Origin of the sequence: Kordiimonas sp. (assembly GCF_048260245.1) — a bacterium.
In the GTDB taxonomy this organism is placed as follows: Bacteria; Pseudomonadota; Alphaproteobacteria; order Sphingomonadales; family Kordiimonadaceae; genus Kordiimonas.
This window is the reverse complement of sequence record NZ_JBLXGZ010000002.1, coordinates 152,731-171,904: the sequence shown is the minus strand read 5'-3', so window position 1 is coordinate 171,904 and position 19,174 is coordinate 152,731. Positions and strand designations below refer to the sequence as shown.

Here is a 19,174-nt window from a genome sequence, read left to right as displayed (position 1 = left end):
GATGTCTTTTATAGGCTCATGTCGGCCAGATGGGCGCGCAGGTGCTCAAGGCGGGCTTCCAGCACCTCGGCTTCATACGGCTCAGCCGACACCTTGCCCCAAACCGGGCCGGGCCACGCCGGGTCCCCCTCGTAGCGCGCGATGACATGCACATGAAGCTGCGATACCATGTTGCCAAGGGCGGCGATATTCATCTTGTCGGCCTCAAGGGCGGTTTGCAGCATGCGTGATACCAAGGTGATCTCGCCCATCAGCTCGATCTGGTCGCCTTCTGCCAAATCATGAATTTCGCGCATGTCGGCGCGTTCCGGCACCAGAATAAGCCAGGGATAATTACTGTCATTCACCAGCAGCACACGACACAGCGAGAGCGTACAGACATATTCTGTATCCATCGCCAGTTGCTTATGAAGGTGAAATGTTGTCATACTCGCTCTCCATGTTCCAATGGGGGGTTGACTATATGGCATCATTTTACCGTACCCGGCCGGCGGGGGAAGAGGATATATTTTTTATCCGTGCGCTGGAACTGGACCCGGCAAACCAATATGTGCATGCGTGGGACGAAACCACCCACCGCGACAAGATGGCCGAGCCAACTTATCGCTACCTAATCGCCGAAAATGCCGAAGGAAAGGCCATTGGTTTTGCCATCCTGAATTATAACAGCCCCAATCGGCTTGAATGGAAACGCATTGTTGTCGCACGCCGGAGCGACGGCATCGGCACCGCCTTCATGCGCGATGTACTAAGCCAGTTCACGGCGGACCCGGTACTTGAGGTCATCTGGCTTGACGTCTACGCCCAGAACGACCGGGCACGGCATGTCTACCGTTCGCTTGGTTTTCAGGAAGTGCGCGAGGACCGGGAGACGGTGCCCGGCGAGACACTGGTGATTATGGAATACACACCTTCACCGAAACACCAGTGACGCCCCGGCAAGCCATGGCCAAGGCGTCACCAGCTTCATTTACAGCGCTTTGCCCAGTTTAAGCGTCACCACGGTGTCGCCCGTGGCTTCAAAGGCATATCGCCTGACCTCCTTGAAACCGTAGCGGTCATAGAAACGCCTGCCGATAGTGTTTTCCGCGAAAACATCCAGGCAAAGCCTCGGATGGTCGGCGACAACATGGTCCATCAGCATCCTGCCGAACCCTTTGCCGATAAAAGCGGGCTCGATGAAGATAGCCCCCACTTCCGGTATGCTGTCTGGGTGAGAGATGAGACTGATAAAACCAACCACCTCGCCATGCTGTTCGACAACATGGCTTTCGGTATTGGGCAGGTAGATATCTCGTACCTTCAGCCTGACTTCAGCCAGAAAGTCTTCGCTTAGAAAAGGGTGGGCAAGCTTGTTGGCCTCGTACCAGACGCGCAGAACCGCGTTCGTGTCGTCATGATGAAACTTGCGAATCATTGTTTATGTCCTGTTGCGACACCACCTCGGGGCGGCGCCGTATCTTGATCAAATTTTTGCTGGATATGCCAAACGGCTTGCGCAGGAGGCCCGGCGCAGGGAAAGCGGTTTGGCAATGTGGTGGCGGTGCAACGCACCCCCTTGATCAACGGGACATAAAAGTCTCTGCTGTGAAAGATGACTGTTCACCTAGCACGACAGCGCAAACCGGTAAAGTAGGTTCCGTTACGGCGCGGCCCCCGCCGAGCGTCGCATGAGTTTCTCGAAAAAGTCCACCTGCCGCGCGATCACGGCGATGGGCACTGCTTCATTGGTGCCGTGGATGCGCTTCAAGTCTTCGGGCTTAAACACAAAAGGCATGAAGCGGTACACGCCGTCGGCCACCATGTCATAGTGCCGCGCGTCGGTGCCTTGCACGGTGAGCGTAGGCGCGATGGGGATATCGCCAAACTCATCCGCAATGGTGGCGATAATGGCTTTGTAGCCTTCGCCCGAAGCGTCAGACATGCTGGTGGCTTCACGGCCGCCACCGAGGTTGGTAATTTTCACCCGCTCATCATCCACGAGCGTCCGGGCGCGTTCGGTCACGCTCGCCACCGTGTCGCGCGGGTGAATGCGGTAGTTCACCACCGCCTCACCATACTGCGGCAGGATATTGGTTTTGGTGCCCGATTTCATCATGGTGAACGCCGTGGTGGTGCGCATGAAGGCCGCCACAGTCGGGCTTTTCGCGAGCTGCGCTTCCATCAGCGGGCGGGTGAGCCACAGGTTGGCAATCATCAACCGGTTGATAAAGGGTTGTTCGGGCGCGATGGCGAACAGGAATTCTTCCAGATGTTCATCGAGGATTGGCTCATAAGGGTTATCCATCACTGTGGCGCCCGCTTTGGCGGCGAGGCTGGCAGCGGTAAACTCTTTCGGCACGCTTGAGTGTCCGCCTTCATCCTCAGCCGAGAATTTGAGCGTCACCGAACCCTTCTCGCCAAGGCTGACAAGCGCGACCGGGCTTTGTATGCCCGGCACAATGCCGTCTGTCATTGCCGAGCCTTCGTCCATCGCCCAGGCAAGCTGCACACCGCGCGCCTTCAGGATTTCCGCCATCTTGACCGCGCCCATGTCGCCGCCCAGTTCCTCGTCATGACCAAACAGGAAATAGATATCGCGGTCCGGCGTGAAGCCAGATGTGGCCATACGTTCCGCCGCTTCCATCAGCGAAATCAGGATGCCCTTGTCATCCAAGGCACCCCGGCCCCACAGCACACCGTCCGCGTCAATCACGCCGTCAAACGGCGGGTGTTTCCAGTCTTTGAGGCCATATTCCGGCACCGGTACCACATCCATGTGCGCCAGAAGCGCGATGGGCTTTTTGCTGGCACCCTCAACGGCTGGCCAGCGGTACATGAGGGAATAGCCTGAGACGACTTCACGCTCCATCACCCCATGGGCATTGGGGTAGGTGTCTTCAAGGAACTTGTGGAAGCCTTTAAACGCCGCATCGTCGGGGGCGGTATTCAGGTCGTGGCTGATGGTCTCATAACGGATGGCGGCCGCGAGGTTTTCACCGATTCGGCGCACGTCGGCGTCATCAAGCGTCGCGTTTTTCACGCTGTGCGCTTCCCCCGCCGGCAACAGCATAAAGGTACGAGTCACCATCACGGTACCCAACACAACAACAGCCAACAGCAGGGCAAGCCCTAAAAATTTAACAGTACGCATCACAGTCCCTCGATTTACAGCGCCATACTACAGCTATGAGTTAGATCGTTTTTTCTTTGTACAAACAGATGTCCGTCAGCTTGCATTTGGCGCAGTCGGGCCTCCTAGCCTTGCAGATGTAGCGGCCAAGCAGAATGAGCCAGTGGTGCGCGTGCAGGCGGAAGGGTTCGGGGATGACTTTTTCAAGCGCCAGCTCAACCTTCAGCACGTCCTTGCCGGGCGCGAGGCCGGTGCGGTTCGACACCCGGAAGATATGGGTATCGACAGCACACGTCGGCTGGCCGAAGGCGATATTGAGCACCACATTCGCGGTCTTGCGGCCAACGCCGGCGAGCGCCTCAAGCTCTTCCCGTGTCTCAGGCACTTTGGAGCCATGTTTGTCAATCAAGTCACGGCACAGCTTGATAACATTTTCGGCTTTGGAATTATAAAGCCCGATGGTCTTGATATATTCCTTCAGGCCATCCACGCCGAGCGCAACCATTTTCTCCGGCGTGTCAGCCACGGGCCAGAGGTTTTTGGTCGCCTTGTTCACCCCCACGTCCGTTGCCTGCGCCGACAGTACAACGGCGACCAGAAGCGTGAACTCGTTTACATAATCGAGCTCGCCCTCGGGGTTGGGGTTATCTTCCGCGAGCCTTCTGAAAAACTCAAAAATCTTGTCGCGGTTCAGCTTTGAATATTTGCCTGCCATTACCTGAGCCCTTCCACGAGGTTCCCCACTACGCGCACAAGGCGCGCAAGGTCAACGTCGCGCGACAGCCGGTGGTCACCGCCCGGCACCAAGATAACCTCCGTGTCCTCGCCCGTGAGGTTGTCGGCAATGCTGAGCGCGGTTTGCCACGGCACGTCAGGGTCGGCGGTGCCCTGAATAAGCCGCACAGGGATATCAAGGTGGATCGGGCCGTGATTCACCCGGTTACGCCAGCCGTCCTCAAACAGGTCGCGGGTGAAAACATACGGGTCGGGGCCATAATCGCTTGGCACCAGCAGGCGGCCTTCGGTGAGGATGGTCTCGCGCTCAGTATCCGTCAGCGCGTCCCAGTGCCAAAGCGTGAAATCAGGCGCTGCGGCGATGCCGACAAGCGCTTTCACCCGTGCGCGCCGCGCCTTGGCCGCGAGCAGCGCGATCCAACCGCCCATGGACGAACCCACCAGAATTTGCGGACCTGTCGTCAACCGATCGATCACCGCAAGCGCGTCCCGGAGCCAAAGGCCAATGGTGCCGTCAGCGAACGTGCCCGACGACTGCCCGTGCCCCTGATAGTCAAAGCGCACAAAAGCGCGGCCCGTGCGCCTGGCCCAGTCTTCGAGCGCAAGCGCCTTGGAGCCTTCCATATCGCTCATGAAACCGCCCAAAAACACCACGCCCGGCCCCGCGCCATGGGTGCGGTGATAGGCGATATTGGTGCCGTGATCGGTGTCCATGAAGGATGGTTTTGGCATGCGCTGTTTCCCCTTAGCTATAATAGACTGACAGTGGTGTTGCTCCGGCGTGACCCTAGCAGGGGTCTTTTTAAGGCTCAAGCGGCATAAAAGCCAAGGCTTTGCTTGACTTCCCGCCACCGCGTAGTTAACTCGCGAATTCCATAATTTCTATTTTGAGGAAACCAGACCAATGAACGAGAACGCGAGTGTCAAAAACCCGGTCAACCTGCGCCTGCCTGATGGCAGCGTGCGCACGTTTGATGGCCCGGTAACCGGCACCACACTCGCCTCGGACATTGGGCCGGGGCTTCTCAAGGCTGCGCTGGCGATCAAAGTGGGTGGCGAGCTGTGGGACCTGAACCGTGAAATTGAAGCGGACGCAGACGTTTCCATCATCACCAAGAAGGACGATGACGGGCTTGAGCTGATGCGCCACGACGCGGCGCACATCATGGCCGAAGCGGTGCAGGAACTGTTCCCCGGCACGCAGGTTACCATCGGCCCCGTGATCGAAGATGGCTTTTTCTACGATTTTGCACGCGACAAGCCGTTCACCGAAGAAGACCTTGAGGTGATCGAGAAACGCATGCACGAGATCGTCAAGCGCGACGAGGACATCATCCGCGAAGTGTGGGACCGGGACGACGCCGTCGCCTACTTCAAGAAAATCGGCGAGCACTACAAGGCCGAGCTGATCGAAGCCATCCCGGCGGGTGAACTGGTAACCATTTACCGGCAAGGCGAATGGCTTGACCTCTGCCGGGGGCCGCACCTGCCCTCAACCGGTAAACTGGGCGACGCCTTCAAGCTGATGAAGGTGGCGGGTGCTTACTGGCGCGGCGACAGCAAAAACGCAATGCTGACCCGCATTTACGGCACCTGCTGGCGCGATAAAAAAGAGCTGAAAGCCTATCTGCTGCGGCTTGAAGAAGCCGCAAAACGCGACCACCGCAAGCTGGGCCGCGAAATGGACCTGTTCCACCTGCAGGAAGAAGCGCAGGGGTCGGTCTTCTGGCACCCGCAAGGCTACACAATCTGGCTCGCGCTTGAAAAATACATCCGCACGCGACTTCAGGGCGCGGGCTACCGCGAGGTGAAGACGCCACAGGTGCTTGACAGCAAGTTCTGGGAGCAATCGGGCCACTGGGCCAAGTTCCGTGAAAACATGTTTGTCGTGCCCGATGAGGTGCCGAATACCGAAGAGGACGGCCCGGTACTGTCGGGCGACGCCAAGCTGATGGCGCTCAAGCCGATGAACTGCCCGGCGCATGTGCAGATTTTCAAGCAGGGTATCAAATCCTACCGTGACCTGCCGATCCGCTTTGCCGAATTTGGTTGCTGCCACCGGAACGAGGCGCATGGTGCGCTGCACGGGTTGATGCGCGTACGCCAGATGACACAGGATGACGCGCATATCTTCTGCCGCGAAGATCAGGTGACAGAAGAAAGTGTAGCTTTCTGCGCGCTTCTGGCCAGCGTGTACAAAGACCTCGGCTTCCCTGACTTTCAGGTAAAGCTGGCAACGCGCCCTGAGATGCGCGCTGGCAGTGACGAGATATGGGACAAGGCGGAAGGCGCACTTGAAGCCGCGCTGAAGGCGGCGAACCTTGAGTTTGAATACGCCCCTGGCGAAGGTGCCTTTTATGGCCCCAAACTTGAGTTCCACCTGTCGGACGCCATCGGCCGTACCTGGCAGTGCGGTACATTGCAGACCGATTTTGTGCTGCCCGAACGGCTGGACGCAAGCTATATCGGTGAGGACGGCAACAAGCATCGCCCGGTAATGCTGCACCGCGCCATTCTTGGCACGCTGGAGCGTTTCATCGGCATCATGATTGAGCATTACGCCGGCAAGATGCCGCTGTGGATGGCACCGACACAGGTTGCTGTGGCGCCCATCACGTCGGAGGCCGACGAATACGCACAGAGCGTGGCTGACAGGCTATCGGCACTGGGCATGCGCGTGAACACGGACCTCAGGAACGAGAAGATCAACTATAAGGTCCGCGAGCACAGCCACGCCAAGGTGCCGGTGATTCTGGTGGTGGGTATGCGCGAAGCGGAAGAGGGCAAAGTGTCCATGCGCCGCCTTGGCTCGAACGAGAACAAGGTCATGACGCTTGATGACGCCGCGGCCGCGCTGTCTGCTGAAGCGGTGATGCCGACCGGCAACTAGTGTTGCCAATTTGTGGCACCGTTACGAAGCCCGCGTTTTTCAAGGCTTTCCAGCGACCACGATACAGGGTATAGTAAAAAAAGTGCAAGGCGAGCCCGCAAGTGTGGCTCGCCACTTAACGTCGACAGGAGAACTGACCATACGTAGAGGGCAATTTGCGACCCCACCCAAACAGGAAGGGCCGCGCGTTAACGATCAGATCAGAGTGAAAGAAGTCCGGCTGATCGGAGCTAATGGTGAAAACCATGGTGTCGTAACCGTCGCACAGGCGAGAGGACTCGCCGACGACGTAGGGTTGGATCTTGTAGAGATCTCGCCAGGTGCGGAACCGCCCGTATGCAAGATTCTCGACTACGGCAAGTTCAAGTACGAACAGCAGAAAAAAGCCAACCTGGCTCGCAAGAACCAGAAGACGCAAGAGGTCAAAGAGATCAAGATGCGTCCCGGCATCGACACCCACGACTATGAAACCAAGATGAAGAAAATTCACCAGTTCATCGAAAAAGGTGACAAGGTGAAGGTGACCATCCGTTTCCGTGGCCGTGAAATGGCGCACCAGGAACTGGGCATGGACGTGCTCAAGAAAGTTGCCGCCGAGATGGAAGAAGAAGCCAAGATCGAGGCTCGCCCCAAGATGGAAGGCCGCCAGATGATCATGGTCATCGCACCAAAATAAGGCTGCGCTTCACGTGAAACACCCAAGAAACCGTCCTCATTCAGGGCGGTTTTTTATTTGGGATCAGGGCCCACCGTTCGTCCTGTCCACAAGAAGGCCCGCGATGTCCCGCCATGATATGGGGGCGGGGTTAGCGCGTTGCCCTGATACGCCTAAAGGGCCCGGCTATTCGCTGGACCAGCCTAATATTCCTGCGCACCGCGTGATATTCCGCTATATTCATCTGGCATTCCGGGCATGACTTCAAAAGAATGTGTCGTGTTTTCAACAAACTAGCGCACCAAAAGCGCGGCACAGGAGACCAACATGAAGTTTGGCGATTATTTACGACAGATACGGGAACACAATGGCTGGACCCAGCCCGAGGCCGCAGCGAGGGCCAATATCGAACAATCTTACCTGTCAAAACTGGAGACAGGAAAATCTTACCCGTCAGAAGACATCTTTGGCCGCCTCGTCAAGGCCTATGCCATTGATGTGGCGGACCTGAGCCAGAAGGTCTTTTCCGCCGAGCTTGACAAGCTCAGGGAAATTGGCGACGTGCGCGCCCTGTTGCTCAGGCGCGGGCAGAATGAAACCCGCTTCCAGCGCGCGTGGCTCATTGCCGGGCTTGTCATGATCATGCTGGGCGGTGGCTTGTTCGGGCTTGCCTATTCAGTCCCCGAGGGTGCGCACATGCATTATCTCTACCGCTCGGAAGGAGTGATAAAACAGGGGGAGAGCCCCATGCTGTTCGAGTTTCTCGCGGTCGGCGGGCCGGACAGCGAAAACCGAACGCTCAGCGACCGGCTGGACTATGATTTCAAGGAACTGGACAGCAACAAGGGGCCGAGCTTCGTTGAGCAGACAGATGGCGGCTTCCGCAAATATACGCTTTATGACCAACAACGTGAAAGCAGGCCTTCTGCCATCAGCTGGCATTACAGCTTCGGGGTGATGTTCATCTTCGGCGGGCTGGCGTGTTTTTATATCAGTCGGCGCTGGCGATAATGCGTGCCTGAAAACGCGCCCGGGACTTGGCCTGAACCTGTGCTTAACCTACTCAGGACTTGCACAAACCCTGCACCAATCCTGCGCATATAGTGTAAAAAGCCTGCACAAACTGTGCACAAGCCGGCCCCATGAGGCCGGTTTTTTGTTGCGCGTCACACAACGCCAGACCATTATTGCACCCAAAGTGTTCCGGATAATCATACGGAGTTCACCACATGGACCTTCAGGCCATCCGCACCTTCTGCCGCGCTGTTGAAACCGGCAACCTCACCGCCGCCGCCAAGGCGCTACATGTCACCAAATCCGTGGCGTCGCGCCGCATCCAGTCGCTCGAAGACGACCTTGGTGTGCGGCTGCTTGCACGCACCACCAAGGGTGTCAGCCCCACCGATGAAGGCGCGCTGTTTTATGAACGCGGCCAACGCATCCTCGATGACCTTGAGGATGCAGCGCAGGCGGTCAAGTGCACGGAAGGCAACCTTGTCGGCAACCTGCGCATCACAGCACCCCGCAGTTTTGCTGACCTTTTCCTTGGCCCGCCACTGATGGATTTCATGAAACGACACCCGGACCTGAAGTTTGAAATGAACCTGACCGACGAGCGGGTGGACATCATCGGTGGCGGATATGACCTTGGTCTCAGGATCGCGCGGGAACTGGACGACACCAGTCTCATCGCCCGTAAACTTGGAACCATGCGCGGCCATGTTGTTGCAAGTCCCGACTACCTTGAAAAGTATGGTACACCTGAAAAACCTGAAGACCTGCGCGACCATTATTGCGTGTTCTATTCAAATGTTGAAGCCGCCAAACAGTGGCGTTTCGGCAGCGGCCCCGAAACCGAGTCGGTGCGCGTCAAAGGCCGCCTGACCTGCAACTCCGGCCAGATGCAACATGAAGCCGCGCTCGCGGGGCTTGCCGTATCCAGCTTGCCGCGCTTTTTTGTCCACACGTCGCTTGAGAGCGGCGCACTTGTGTCAATCCTTGAAGATTATCCGCAACCCCCGACGGCGCTTTACGCCTTATATCCGGAAAAGCGACTGTTGCCGCTGAAGGTCCGCGCCCTGATTGATCATCTTGCAGACTGGTTTGCCGAGGATTGTCACGCCAGCAACCTGTAGCCTGCAAGAAAGCCGGAGCCCCCGGACTATTCCTGCAGTAAAAACGGGCCGGTTTTTTCAAGGGCGGCATCAAAGGCGTTAACAAGGCCAGCGTGGCGCCGCTGCAAGACGATAAAATAATCCAGCTTTTCTACCTCCTGGATAGTCATGTCGGAGACGTCGCCAAGGAACGGTAAAACCGACTTCTCAAGCAAGCCGACGTCAGCCTCGCCAGCGCGCAGTGTTGTCAGGTACCGGCCCACTGAGGGAATCTGCATTGCACTCATATCCAGTTCCAGAACGACCTGCTCTGCCCAGCGGAAACCGGAAGGATAGAGCAGGCGGTAAGCTTTCAGGTCCAGCAGCGCTGTGATCTTGACGGCTGATGCTTTCGGGCTGATGGCGATCACTGCACTCCTGAACGCCGGGGTTGGTACCGCAACAACCTCGCGGGCATACATTTCCGCCCAGATGGCCGTTCTCAAGAGGTCTCCGTCCAGCTTACCTTGCAGCATCATCTGCTCGCTGCGGCGGAACGGAATGGCAATAAATGTGAGGCAAATGCCATGGTCTGCCGCCATTTGCCGCTGGAACCGTTGCAGTCGCGCTTCGTCAACAAGCGCAACCGGCCTGCCGATTTCAAGACATTGACCACCTTCAGCCATAACACCACCAGAAGAAGTGAATGCTGTCACAAAAACAACCAAAAGGAGCCTGAAAAACACTGCTTTTCCCAATTCTCAATTAATATTTTCACACAGTATAAACGCTTTAGTTCTAATAGGTTACAGTATTTATATTTTGCCTGCGTTCGAATAGCTGCAACACAGGCTTCGCTTTTCTCTGCCTACAAGTCGTCAATCTTCCCGCTTATCTTGAGCGCAAGACAAACAGCGATCAAAACGACAGGAGACAAACATGGGTTTGCTTGTGGACGGCGAGTGGAAAGACAAATGGTATGACACTGATGATGGTCGGTTTAAACGACAGGACAGCGTCTTCCGCAACTGGGTAACAAGGGACGGCACGGCTGGCCCCTCAGGTAAAAGTGGCTTCAAGGCCGAGGCCGGGCGCTATCACCTGTATGTTTCGCTGGCATGCCCTTGGGCGCACCGCACCCTGGTTATGCGTAAACTCAAGGGCCTCGAAGATATGGTTGACGTGTCTGTCGTCGGCATGAAAATGCTCGACCACGGCTGGACCTTTGACGCCAAGGATGGCAGCACGGGCGATCCCCTCTACGGGGCTGACTATCTCCATGAGATATACACCCGTGCAAAACCGGACTATTCCGGCCGGGTGACCGTACCTGTTTTGTGGGATAAAAAGACCGAAACCATCGTTTCAAATGAGAGTGCCGAGATCATCCGCATGATGAACAGCGCCTTTGACGACATTGGCGGTGCCAAAGCTGACTATTACCCGGCTGCCTTGCAGGATGACATCAATGACGTGAATGATCGCATTTATGACACCGTCAACAACGGTGTCTATAAAGCAGGTTTTGCCACGACCCAGGACGCTTACGAAGAGGCCGTGAAGCCGCTTTTTGATACGCTGGACTGGACCGAAGCCCGGCTGGCCGATAATCGCTACCTGATGGGGGCCGCCTTCACCGAAGCGGATATCCGCCTCTTTACCACTCTTGTCCGGTTCGACCCGGTGTATGTTGGCCACTTCAAATGCAACATTCGGCGCATTGCCGACTATCCGGAACTCAGCGCTTACCTACGCGAAATATACCAGATGCCCGGCGTGGCGGAGACCGTGGATATGACCCACATCAAAACGCACTATTACGCCAGCCACAAAACCATCAACCCAACCGGCATCGTGCCGGAAGGGCCGGAACAAGACCTGACCGCCCCGCACGGGCGGGACTGGCTTTAAAGGAGGCCACCATGACAGCACGCACAATCGACCGGCTTTACCCGGCCGTCGCCACACCGGAAGGGCAGGGCGTGACGGTCCACCGCAGCATCGGCAGGCCGGACCTTTCGGTCCTTGATCCTTTCCTGCTGCTGGACGAAATGGTCTTGCCCAAGGACGCCAAAGGCGCCGGATTCCCCGAGCATCCGCACCGCGGCTTTGAGACTGTGACCTATATGCTTTCAGGACGCATGGAACACGGAGACCGCGTCGGCAACCACGGTGTCATCGGCCCTGGTGACGCGCAGTGGATGACAGCCGGGCGCGGCATCATCCATTCGGAAATGCCTGTAGCATCGGATGAGGATGTGCGCGGCTTTCAATTGTGGGTAAACCTGCCTGCCGCCCAAAAAATGATCCCGCCACGCTATCAGGATGTCTCGCGCGATGAAATCCCGACGGTGAAGGGTGAGGGTTTTAATGCACAGCTTGTCGCCGGGTCGCTGCTTGGCGAAGAAGGGGCGGTCAAGGATATTGCCGCGCGGCCTTTTTTCGCCGACATAACGCTGACCAGTGACGCAGACGTCACTTTGCCGGTGGATGCTGGCCATACGGCCTTTCTATACGGCATTCAGGGCGACATTATTGTCGGTGGTGAAGCCGTGCCAGCACGCACGCTGGCGGTCCTGTCCGACGGGGACCATGTGAATGTGCGCGGCAAGGCAGGCACGCGCTTCCTGATGATTGCGGGCAAGCCCAATAACGAGCCCGTTGCCCGCTATGGTCCGTTTGTCATGAACACCCGCGAAGAAATAATGGCAACAATCGACGATTGGAACAAAGGGCGCTTCCTGTCTGCTTCGTAACAGAAGTGTTCCCAAGACGACTCTTCCCAGTTCTACACCCCGGGCTTTCCTCCTCCCCCCAGACCCCCCTTCCCCGAGAGCCCGGGGCCCCTCCTGAGGCCTTATCCTGCCTAGCCAGAATAATTGAGCTTGGGGTTCACACGGCAGGCCTCCACCCCGATCGGCGCGGACACAAAGTCAGTTTCATAACATTCGCCCAGCAGTGAGCAGTAGCACCCCCTGGCCCGCAGGTCGAAACGGGCCTTGTCCAGCACCGCCCAAAGCGCCGCGTTCTCGGTAGTTTCAGGCAGTGCAAAAACCAGCGAAGCGGCCCCGCTTGCAAGAATTTTGGGGGCAGGTGTGCTGGTGATGAAGCCCGCGGCAGTAAGGGCAGGCATGCGCATATCGCTTGCAGCGGCACAGCACATCGGGATGAACTGGTAAACCGTCTTGACGTGCTCATCCTTGTAATAAAGCTCAAAACTTTTAACGTCTGCCGGACCAACCCCCACATTCTCGAGCTTGACCGTGATGATCCGGTCACCCGTCACACTGTCGACATTACCGCTATCAAGTTGCAGGTAAGGCCATGTCTCGGCTTTCACCTGCCTGAACGCCGCCTCTGACTGCATATAGGAGGCGACAAAACTGGCGGCTGAGATCAGCACCGCACATACCGCAATGACAAGGTTGAGTGTGTCTTTGGAAAGGCGCCAGCCCCGCTCGGGGGCAGACGCGATGCTGTGGTTATCTTCAGGTGAACCGCTCATGTTTCCATGCCTCCCGTTCACCTGAAGAGTAGCGCTACCTGAGGATAGAACGCAAGTGACGGGTTGCGAAGCTGAGTTTCGCCACTGTCAGGCCACCAGATGAACTGAGGTCTTCGATCAGGCGCTCAGCACGGATGATCTGGGTTGCCTGGTTGGCTGCCCAGTCCTTTGTGGCCTGCTTCGCCGACTTTTCCCCCGCTTCAAGGCAGACACGTTCAACCAGCGCGCGCTGCTGATCGGCAAGGTCCTCAAGCTCAGAGCGGACGGAAAGCACGTCCCAGTGGTTTTCAGGCTGGATTCGGTCGGCACGCTGCCTGAGCCAGTCAAAGCCAAGCCGGTCACCAAGCGCGAAATGCACTGCGGCTACATAGTCGACCCGTTTTTCGGCTTTCTCTGCCACTTCAATGATATCCGGCCCGGATGTCAGCACTTCAAAGGCTGACACAAAGGTCGCGAGATCATGGCCGACTCCGCTGCCCTTGAGCATGTCGCGGCGGCCAACAAAAGCATCCTGCGCCGGTTCCGACAGGATTTCCTGCTTGATACCAAAGAGCTTTTCCACCGGACCTTCGAACCGTTCAACCAGCGCACTGACGTCAAAGGGCCGCGGCAGATTCCTGAGCACCCACATCACCTGTTGTTTCATGGAATCGGAGACCGACTGATGCATGTCATACTGCACTGTCGCAGGCACCTTGTAATCAAGCTCGTTTATAGCCTCCCACTGCGCCTGCAGGCCAAACACCTGCCGCACCACCACAAAGGCAGCCACAATTTCTTCCACGCCAAGGCCTGTTTCTTCCTTCACCTCATAGACAAAGGTCAGCCCCGCCCAGTTCACCACCTCGTTGGCGAGAACCGTTGCGATAATCTCGCGTCTCAGCCGGTGGTTGGAAAGCTCCTTCTCGAACTTCTTGCGCAACACGGTGGGGAAGCCCCATTCAAGCTCAGGCCGCAATACCGGGTCTTCAATCAGCTTACTTTTCACAAGAATATCGAGAAGCGACATCTTGGCATAGGCCATGAGTGTCGCGATCTCGGGCCGGGTCAGGCCCTGCTCATTGGCCGCAAGTTCAGCAAAACCTTCGTCAGACGGCAGGTTCTCGATCTCACGGTTCAGGCCACCGTCGCGCTCAAGCGCCCGCATGAGACCAAGGTGATATTCCCGCGAGCGGACCGCATTTTCCTGCGCAAGCGATATCGCCTGCGTTTGCAGATAGTTATCTGACAGCACGATATCGGACACTTCGTCGGTCATCGATTCGAGCAATTTGTCGCGCTCTTCCGCCTTGAGGCTCTTATTCGCAATGGCCGCCGCCATCAGAATCTTGATGTTCACTTCCTTGTCGGAACAATCCACGCCGGCGGAGTTATCGATAAAGTCGGTGTTCAGGCGGCCACCGCGGCGGGCAAACTCGATCCGCGATTTCTGGGTCATACCAAGGTTGCCGCCCTCGCCGATGACCTTGACCTGAAGTTCCTGCGCCGTGACCCTGAGGCCATCATTGGCACGGTCGCCCACTTGTGCATTGGTCTCGATGGTGGCGCGCACATAGGTGCCGATACCGCCAAACCACAAGAGGTCAGCTTCCGCTTTCATGATGAGATGGATAAGATCGGTCGGTGTCATGGCATCGGCATCAACCTTCAGCCATTCCTTGATCTCCGGTGTCAGCGAAATGGACTTCGATGCACGCGCATACACGCCGCCACCCTTGGAAATTAGTTTTTTATCGTAGTCGTCCCACGTGGATCGCGGCATTTCAAAGAGGCGCTTGCGTTCCTTCCACGCGGCTTTGGTATCACCCGGATTGGGGTCGATAAAGATATGCATGTGGTTGAAGGCTGCTTTGAGCCGGATGGTTTTTGACAGCAGCATGCCGTTGCCGAACACGTCACCCGCCATATCGCCCACACCGATAACGGTGAACTCGTCCTTCTGGACATTGACGCCCATTTCACGGAAATGCCGCTGCACGGATACCCAGCCGCCCTTGGCGGTGATGCCCATTTTTTTGTGGTCATAACCATTGGAGCCGCCACTGGCGAACGCATCGCCGAGCCAGAAGTTATGGTCGACCGAAATGCCATTGGCGATATCCGAAAAAGTCGCCGTGCCCTTGTCGGCCGCGACCACAAGGTAGGGATCGTCCCCGTCCCGGCGCACCACATTCTGCGGGGGTTTAACCTTGTTGCCCACAAGGTTGTCGGTCAACGACAGCAGGCTTGAGATAAAACTGCGGTAGGCTGCCACACCTTCAGCCATATAGGCTTCACGGTCAGCGATAGGCGGCAGTTGCTTGGGGAAAAACCCGCCCTTTGCCCCTTGCGGCACGATCACCGCGTTTTTCACCTGTTGCGCCTTCACAAGGCCCAGCACTTCGGTGCGGAAGTCTTCGCGCCGGTCCGACCACCTGAGACCACCCCGTGCCACAGGCCCGCCGCGCAGATGCACACCTTCAACCCGCGGGCTGTAGACCCAGATTTCGGCGAACGGTTTCGGCAGCGGCATTTCGTTGACCTCGCGGGAGCGGATCTTGAACGCAAGTGCTCGCTCGTCGACACCCTCCAGCACACCAGGCTGGTAGAAGTTGGTCCTAAGCGTCGCGCTGATCACATTGCGGTAGGCCCGCATGATGCGGTCATGGTCAAGGCTGGTCACACTGTCGAGAAGGCTGCGGATGTCGGTGACGATATTCTGTGCCATGGTATCGCGGTTCGCAGCTTCATAGGCCGGGTCGAACTGCACTTTGAACAAGGCCACAAGCTGGGCAGATATCTGTGTGTTATCCACCATGGCGTCAGCGATATAGTCAGGTGTATAGCCCATGCCGAGCTGGCGCATATATTTACCGTAAGCGCGAAGCAGCTGGATTTCACGCCAGTCCATCGCCGACGTGATCACCATTTCGTTGAAACCGTCATTCTCGACCGCGCCGTGCCACACTTTGACGAACAACTCTTCGACAAGTGGTTTCAACCGCTCAAGCGCAAAAGGGCTGCCTTCAGGGCGATTGAGCGCGAAGTCATGGATGTAGCTCGTGGTCTTGCCGCGCACCTCATAGGAATGCTCGGAAATGACCTTGAAGCCCATATTCTCGAGGATCGGCATGCAGTTCGTCAGCGCGATCAACTGGGTGCCGTGATAGATTTTGAGGCGGAAGTGATTGTCGCCGTCCTCGAGGTGGCGGTAGAAATCCACGCGCACATCATCCACACCGGCAACGTCTTCCAGTTTCGCGACATCATAGGCGGCCTGCGCCGGGGTGAAGTTTTCGCGGTAGGCGATCTTGAAGCGGGTTTTATATTCGTGATGCAGGCGGCCGCCTTTTTCTTCGCCGTGATGGGCGATCAGCTCCGTATGCAGGCGGTCGACCCAGCCCTGCGCGGCCTCAGCGATGGCGCGGTTGATGTCTTCCACATCCGGCTTGTGCACTTCGCCCGGGAAGGTGCGAATAATAAAGTGCCAGCGCGCAAGTGCTTCCTCAGACAGGTTGGCATAATAGACCGAGACTTCACCGTTGTAGGATTTGCACAGGATATCCGCCACAGCCTGCCGCAAGCCCGAGTGATAGTTCTCGCGCGGCACATACACCATGGCGGAGACAAACCGCTCAAACCTGTCTGCCCGCACAAAGGCGCGCGGACGCGGGCGTTCTGTCAATTGCAGAATGCCAAGGGCAGTCTCAAACAACCAATCCTCGCCAACCTGAAACAGCTCGTCGCGTGGGAAGGCTTCCAGAATATGCGCCAGCGCCTTGGCGGCGTAGGACCGCTTGGCAAATTGCGAACGTTTCATGATATTGGCGACCTTGCCGCGAATGATCGGCACATCGGTGGCGAACTTGCGGTAGGAAAGCGAAGTAAAAAGACCGACAAAGCGGCGTTCGCCAATGGCTACGCCTTCGTCGTTGAAGATTTTGACGCCGATATAGTCCATGTGCGACTGGCGATGCACCATGGATTTCACATTGGCCTTGGTAATAATGAGCGGGTCAGGTTGTGACAGGAAGTGCCTGATTTCAGGCGACATCGGCGTCAGGCCGTCCTTGTCACGCAATACGTTGCGCTCAGGGTCACGCAGGATACCAAGGCCAGAGCCGTCGACGCGATTAAAGTCGAACTTGGCCGGGTCGCCTTCAAAACGGTATTCCCGGAAGCCCAGAAAAGTGAAGTGGTCCGCACCAAGCCAGCGCAAAAGGCGGATGGTTTCATCCACCTCTTCCTGATCGATCGGCGGCGGGTTCACAGTCAGGGACGCAACAGTCTCGTCAATCTTGGCGAGCATGGCCTTCCAGTCACGCACGGCGGCGCGCACGTCAGCCAACGTCGTTGCCAGCGTGTCTTCAATCTCCTTCAGCACTGCCTTGTCGGACTGCGTGTCGATCTCGATGAACATATAGCTCTCGGTGATCTCGGTGCCCTTGCCTTCGTCGGTACGGTTACCTTTGTCGTCGCGCCACGTTTTCAGGATCGGGTGGTGCATCATATGAATGCGGTACTGGAGGGTAACGGCGAGGCACCCGGTGATCGAATCGACCAGAAACGGCATGTCATCGTTCACAATCTGGATCACGGTGTGTTTGGTCGACCAGCCGGCTTTACCGCCCCGCGGGTTCATGATTTTGATAAGCGGCTTGTCCGACGGCCTGCTTTCGGCCATCTGCCACATATTGTGGGCAATGGCGTACAGCGCCTCGGGGTCAAAGGCCATCAGGTCATCGGGGCCCTGCGCATAAAACTGCGCCAGGAACTTGTCGAATGCCTCCAACTCTTCACCGGACATGGCCTCAACGGCGCGGCGGCCAATCTCTGCCATGACCTGCTTGTACTGCTCATCACTGGTCACTTTTCTGGTCCCTTCAAAACCTGATAACTGGGGTCTTTATTTTATTGTTTTCATTCACTCATGCGGTGAAAGCGGCGCAAGGCTGCATCCACATCACCCGGCGGGCTTTCCGCCACGCCGATCGCCTCAAGCCCACCGCCATCTGTGCGGCGTGCAAGCACGAGACAAAACTCTTCTTCGCTTTCAAGTGTGCTCAAATCATGGCCCGGTGACTGTCGCGCCGCATCAAGCGCGGCTTCCCACTGAGCGTGCGCGCTGGTGCCGGCTTTGGCGCGGCGCGCGGCGCGCTCCGCTTTCACACAGCCTTTTATGCCGCCCTGCTGCGCCTTGAGGAAGGCGGCCAGGGTTTCGGACGTTTCGCCCGACCGCTGCGCAAAGGCAAGGGCCGCAGCATATTCCGTCAACCGGGTTTTGTCATAGTCACGCCCAAAGGTCAGTTTCAGCACAGGTGTATAAGGCGCCCGCGCCTGTACCTTGAGGTCATGTTCCGCAAGCAATGCCTGATAGGCTGACGGATTGAGGCTGGCCTCTTCATAAAGCCGCAAGGCAGCGGCCAACGCATTATAGAGGCTATCGCGCCCGCCACCGTCAAGGTGCGCCACCTGCGAAACGGCGTCCTCACAGGCCTCAAGCGGGGCCTGAAGCGCCTTGGCATCACCTTCTTTTCCCATGGCGCGGTTTCCCGGGGCGGTGCTATCTGAAGCGGTTTGTACCGGCGCATGTGTGTCTTGCTCCCGCGCCATATCAGGTGTCCATTCCTGACGCTGGCGGAAGCTGACCACAACCATAATGAAATGTGCATCGTCGCCAGTGCGACTGAAAGGCAGCATGATGCCGCGGCAATCGAGGAAGTCTTCGACGAACTCAAATTCAGCGGCGCGTGTGCGGCCGCCGTCTTTCCCGAACTGGCTGAGAAGTGCGCTGGCAAAGGGCGAGTTGGGCATTTCTTCCAGCCTGGTGCCTGCCGCGATTGGCTCTTCCATAAGCTTGACCACAGCGTCGCCGACAAAACGGACAGTGGCACCCGCCGTTGTGAACTCAAGCAGAAGGCTGTTGGTCTTGAAGGGCGAGAGGCCTTCAGGGCTAAGGTCCTTGAATAGCGGGAAAACACGCTCACCCTTCAGCGCATGCCAATAATCAAAGGCGCGTAAATGCAGACGGCGTTCTTCGGTGTCAGCCACAGGAGAGGCATCACTTGAGGCAGGCGAAAAGTCGTCTGGGACTTCGTGGTCTGTTTCTTCAGCTATATCTTCGTGATCGCCGCTCATGGCCCACAAACCATCATTAATTTCTGCGTCAGCACTGTGTCGCATGTCTCCGGGTATGGCACCGCCC

Annotated in this window: 16 protein-coding genes; 7 read left to right on the top strand and 9 right to left on the bottom strand. The window is 57.3% G+C overall.

The annotated features are described in order from the left end of the window. Positions 1-8: 8 nt before the first annotated feature. A complete protein-coding gene (locus tag ACN0VM_RS02230; RefSeq protein WP_417449197.1) occupies positions 9-428 on the bottom strand; it encodes an HIT domain-containing protein in 420 nt (139 codons plus the stop codon). A 35-nt stretch (positions 429-463) separates the two neighbouring features. Between ACN0VM_RS02230 and ACN0VM_RS02225 the strand changes: the two genes are divergently transcribed. Further along, complete coding sequence (locus ACN0VM_RS02225; protein WP_417449196.1) at positions 464-931, top strand: GNAT family N-acetyltransferase; 468 nt, start codon at positions 464-466, stop codon at positions 929-931. Positions 932-970: 39 nt separating this feature from the next. Here ACN0VM_RS02225 and ACN0VM_RS02220 read toward each other — a convergent pair whose 3' ends face one another. From ACN0VM_RS02220 to ACN0VM_RS02205, 4 genes are all read right to left on the bottom strand, one after another. Continuing rightward, the gene (locus tag ACN0VM_RS02220; protein WP_417449195.1) at positions 971-1,417 is read right to left on the bottom strand and encodes a GNAT family N-acetyltransferase; all 447 of its coding nucleotides are present in this window, start codon (positions 1,415-1,417) and stop codon (positions 971-973) included. Between the two features lie 225 nt (positions 1,418-1,642). Then, the gene (locus ACN0VM_RS02215; protein WP_417449194.1) at positions 1,643-3,133 is read right to left on the bottom strand and encodes a M20/M25/M40 family metallo-hydrolase; all 1,491 of its coding nucleotides are present in this window, start codon (positions 3,131-3,133) and stop codon (positions 1,643-1,645) included. Between the two features lie 40 nt (positions 3,134-3,173). After that, positions 3,174-3,827: an endonuclease III gene (gene nth, locus ACN0VM_RS02210; protein WP_417449193.1), complete on the bottom strand. Its 654-nt coding sequence runs from the start codon at positions 3,825-3,827 to the stop codon at positions 3,174-3,176. Then, positions 3,827-4,579, bottom strand: coding sequence for an alpha/beta fold hydrolase (locus tag ACN0VM_RS02205; RefSeq protein WP_417449192.1), 753 nt, complete (start codon positions 4,577-4,579; stop codon positions 3,827-3,829). Before ACN0VM_RS02205 ends, nth begins: the two co-directional genes overlap by 1 nt. Positions 4,580-4,751: 172 nt before the next feature. Between ACN0VM_RS02205 and thrS the strand changes: the two genes are divergently transcribed. From thrS to ACN0VM_RS02185, 4 genes are all read left to right on the top strand, one after another. Next, positions 4,752-6,737: a threonine--tRNA ligase gene (gene thrS / locus ACN0VM_RS02200; protein ID WP_417449191.1), complete on the top strand. Its 1,986-nt coding sequence runs from the start codon at positions 4,752-4,754 to the stop codon at positions 6,735-6,737. A 139-nt stretch (positions 6,738-6,876) separates the two neighbouring features. Continuing rightward, entirely contained in the window at positions 6,877-7,413 is a 537-nt protein-coding gene (infC, locus tag ACN0VM_RS02195) for a translation initiation factor IF-3 (RefSeq protein WP_417449254.1), read from the top strand. A 306-nt stretch (positions 7,414-7,719) separates the two neighbouring features. Beyond that, positions 7,720-8,403 (top strand): helix-turn-helix domain-containing protein, encoded by a 684-nt coding sequence (locus ACN0VM_RS02190; protein ID WP_417449190.1) that lies wholly within the window; start codon positions 7,720-7,722, stop codon positions 8,401-8,403. Between the two features lie 218 nt (positions 8,404-8,621). Beyond that, positions 8,622-9,527, top strand: a complete 906-nt coding sequence (locus ACN0VM_RS02185; RefSeq protein ID WP_417449189.1) for a LysR substrate-binding domain-containing protein — start codon at positions 8,622-8,624, stop codon at positions 9,525-9,527. 26 nt (positions 9,528-9,553) lie between these two features. On the opposite strand, the gene ACN0VM_RS02180 is transcribed toward ACN0VM_RS02185, so the two are convergent. Further along, positions 9,554-10,201 (bottom strand): hypothetical protein, encoded by a 648-nt coding sequence (locus ACN0VM_RS02180; RefSeq protein WP_417449188.1) that lies wholly within the window; start codon positions 10,199-10,201, stop codon positions 9,554-9,556. A gap of 223 nt (positions 10,202-10,424) precedes the next feature. On the opposite strand from ACN0VM_RS02180, the gene ACN0VM_RS02175 reads away from it, so the two are divergent. Then, positions 10,425-11,396, top strand: a complete 972-nt coding sequence (locus ACN0VM_RS02175; protein WP_417449187.1) for a glutathione S-transferase family protein — start codon at positions 10,425-10,427, stop codon at positions 11,394-11,396. A gap of 11 nt (positions 11,397-11,407) precedes the next feature. Continuing rightward, the gene (locus ACN0VM_RS02170; RefSeq protein WP_417449186.1) at positions 11,408-12,241 is read left to right on the top strand and encodes a pirin family protein; all 834 of its coding nucleotides are present in this window, start codon (positions 11,408-11,410) and stop codon (positions 12,239-12,241) included. Positions 12,242-12,351: 110 nt separating this feature from the next. Here the strand turns inward: ACN0VM_RS02170 and ACN0VM_RS02165 are convergent, their stop codons facing one another. Genes ACN0VM_RS02165 through ACN0VM_RS02155 form a run of 3 tightly spaced genes read right to left on the bottom strand, consistent with a single transcriptional unit; the run spans position 12,352 to position 19,152 of the window. After that, positions 12,352-12,990, bottom strand: a complete 639-nt coding sequence (locus ACN0VM_RS02165; protein ID WP_417449185.1) for a hypothetical protein — start codon at positions 12,988-12,990, stop codon at positions 12,352-12,354. Positions 12,991-13,024: 34 nt separating this feature from the next. Beyond that, positions 13,025-17,839, bottom strand: coding sequence for an NAD-glutamate dehydrogenase (locus ACN0VM_RS02160; RefSeq protein ID WP_417449184.1), 4,815 nt, complete (start codon positions 17,837-17,839; stop codon positions 13,025-13,027). A 50-nt stretch (positions 17,840-17,889) separates the two neighbouring features. Beyond that, on the bottom strand, positions 17,890-19,152 hold the full coding sequence (locus ACN0VM_RS02155; protein ID WP_417449183.1) for a hypothetical protein: 1,263 nt from the start codon (positions 19,150-19,152) through the stop codon (positions 17,890-17,892). Positions 19,153-19,174 lie beyond the last annotated feature (22 nt).

Bases quoted from the DNA above. Each gene is read 5' to 3' on its own strand.
- nth (WP_417449193.1), bottom strand. From the start codon at position 3,827: ATGGCAGGCAAATATTCAAAGCTGAACCGCGACAAGATTTTTGAGTTT.
- ACN0VM_RS02185 (WP_417449189.1), top strand. From the start codon at position 8,622: ATGGACCTTCAGGCCATCCGCACCTTCTGCCGCGCTGTTGAAACCGGC.
- ACN0VM_RS02205 (WP_417449192.1), bottom strand. From the start codon at position 4,579: ATGCCAAAACCATCCTTCATGGACACCGATCACGGCACCAATATCGCC.
- ACN0VM_RS02165 (WP_417449185.1), bottom strand. From the start codon at position 12,990: ATGAGCGGTTCACCTGAAGATAACCACAGCATCGCGTCTGCCCCCGAG.
- ACN0VM_RS02155 (WP_417449183.1), bottom strand. From the start codon at position 19,152: ATGCGACACAGTGCTGACGCAGAAATTAATGATGGTTTGTGGGCCATG.
- ACN0VM_RS02225 (WP_417449196.1), top strand. From the start codon at position 464: ATGGCATCATTTTACCGTACCCGGCCGGCGGGGGAAGAGGATATATTT.
- ACN0VM_RS02215 (WP_417449194.1), bottom strand. From the start codon at position 3,133: ATGCGTACTGTTAAATTTTTAGGGCTTGCCCTGCTGTTGGCTGTTGTT.
- ACN0VM_RS02220 (WP_417449195.1), bottom strand. From the start codon at position 1,417: ATGATTCGCAAGTTTCATCATGACGACACGAACGCGGTTCTGCGCGTC.
- ACN0VM_RS02230 (WP_417449197.1), bottom strand. From the start codon at position 428: ATGACAACATTTCACCTTCATAAGCAACTGGCGATGGATACAGAATAT.
- ACN0VM_RS02170 (WP_417449186.1), top strand. From the start codon at position 11,408: ATGACAGCACGCACAATCGACCGGCTTTACCCGGCCGTCGCCACACCG.
- thrS (WP_417449191.1), top strand. From the start codon at position 4,752: ATGAACGAGAACGCGAGTGTCAAAAACCCGGTCAACCTGCGCCTGCCT.
- ACN0VM_RS02175 (WP_417449187.1), top strand. From the start codon at position 10,425: ATGGGTTTGCTTGTGGACGGCGAGTGGAAAGACAAATGGTATGACACT.
- ACN0VM_RS02190 (WP_417449190.1), top strand. From the start codon at position 7,720: ATGAAGTTTGGCGATTATTTACGACAGATACGGGAACACAATGGCTGG.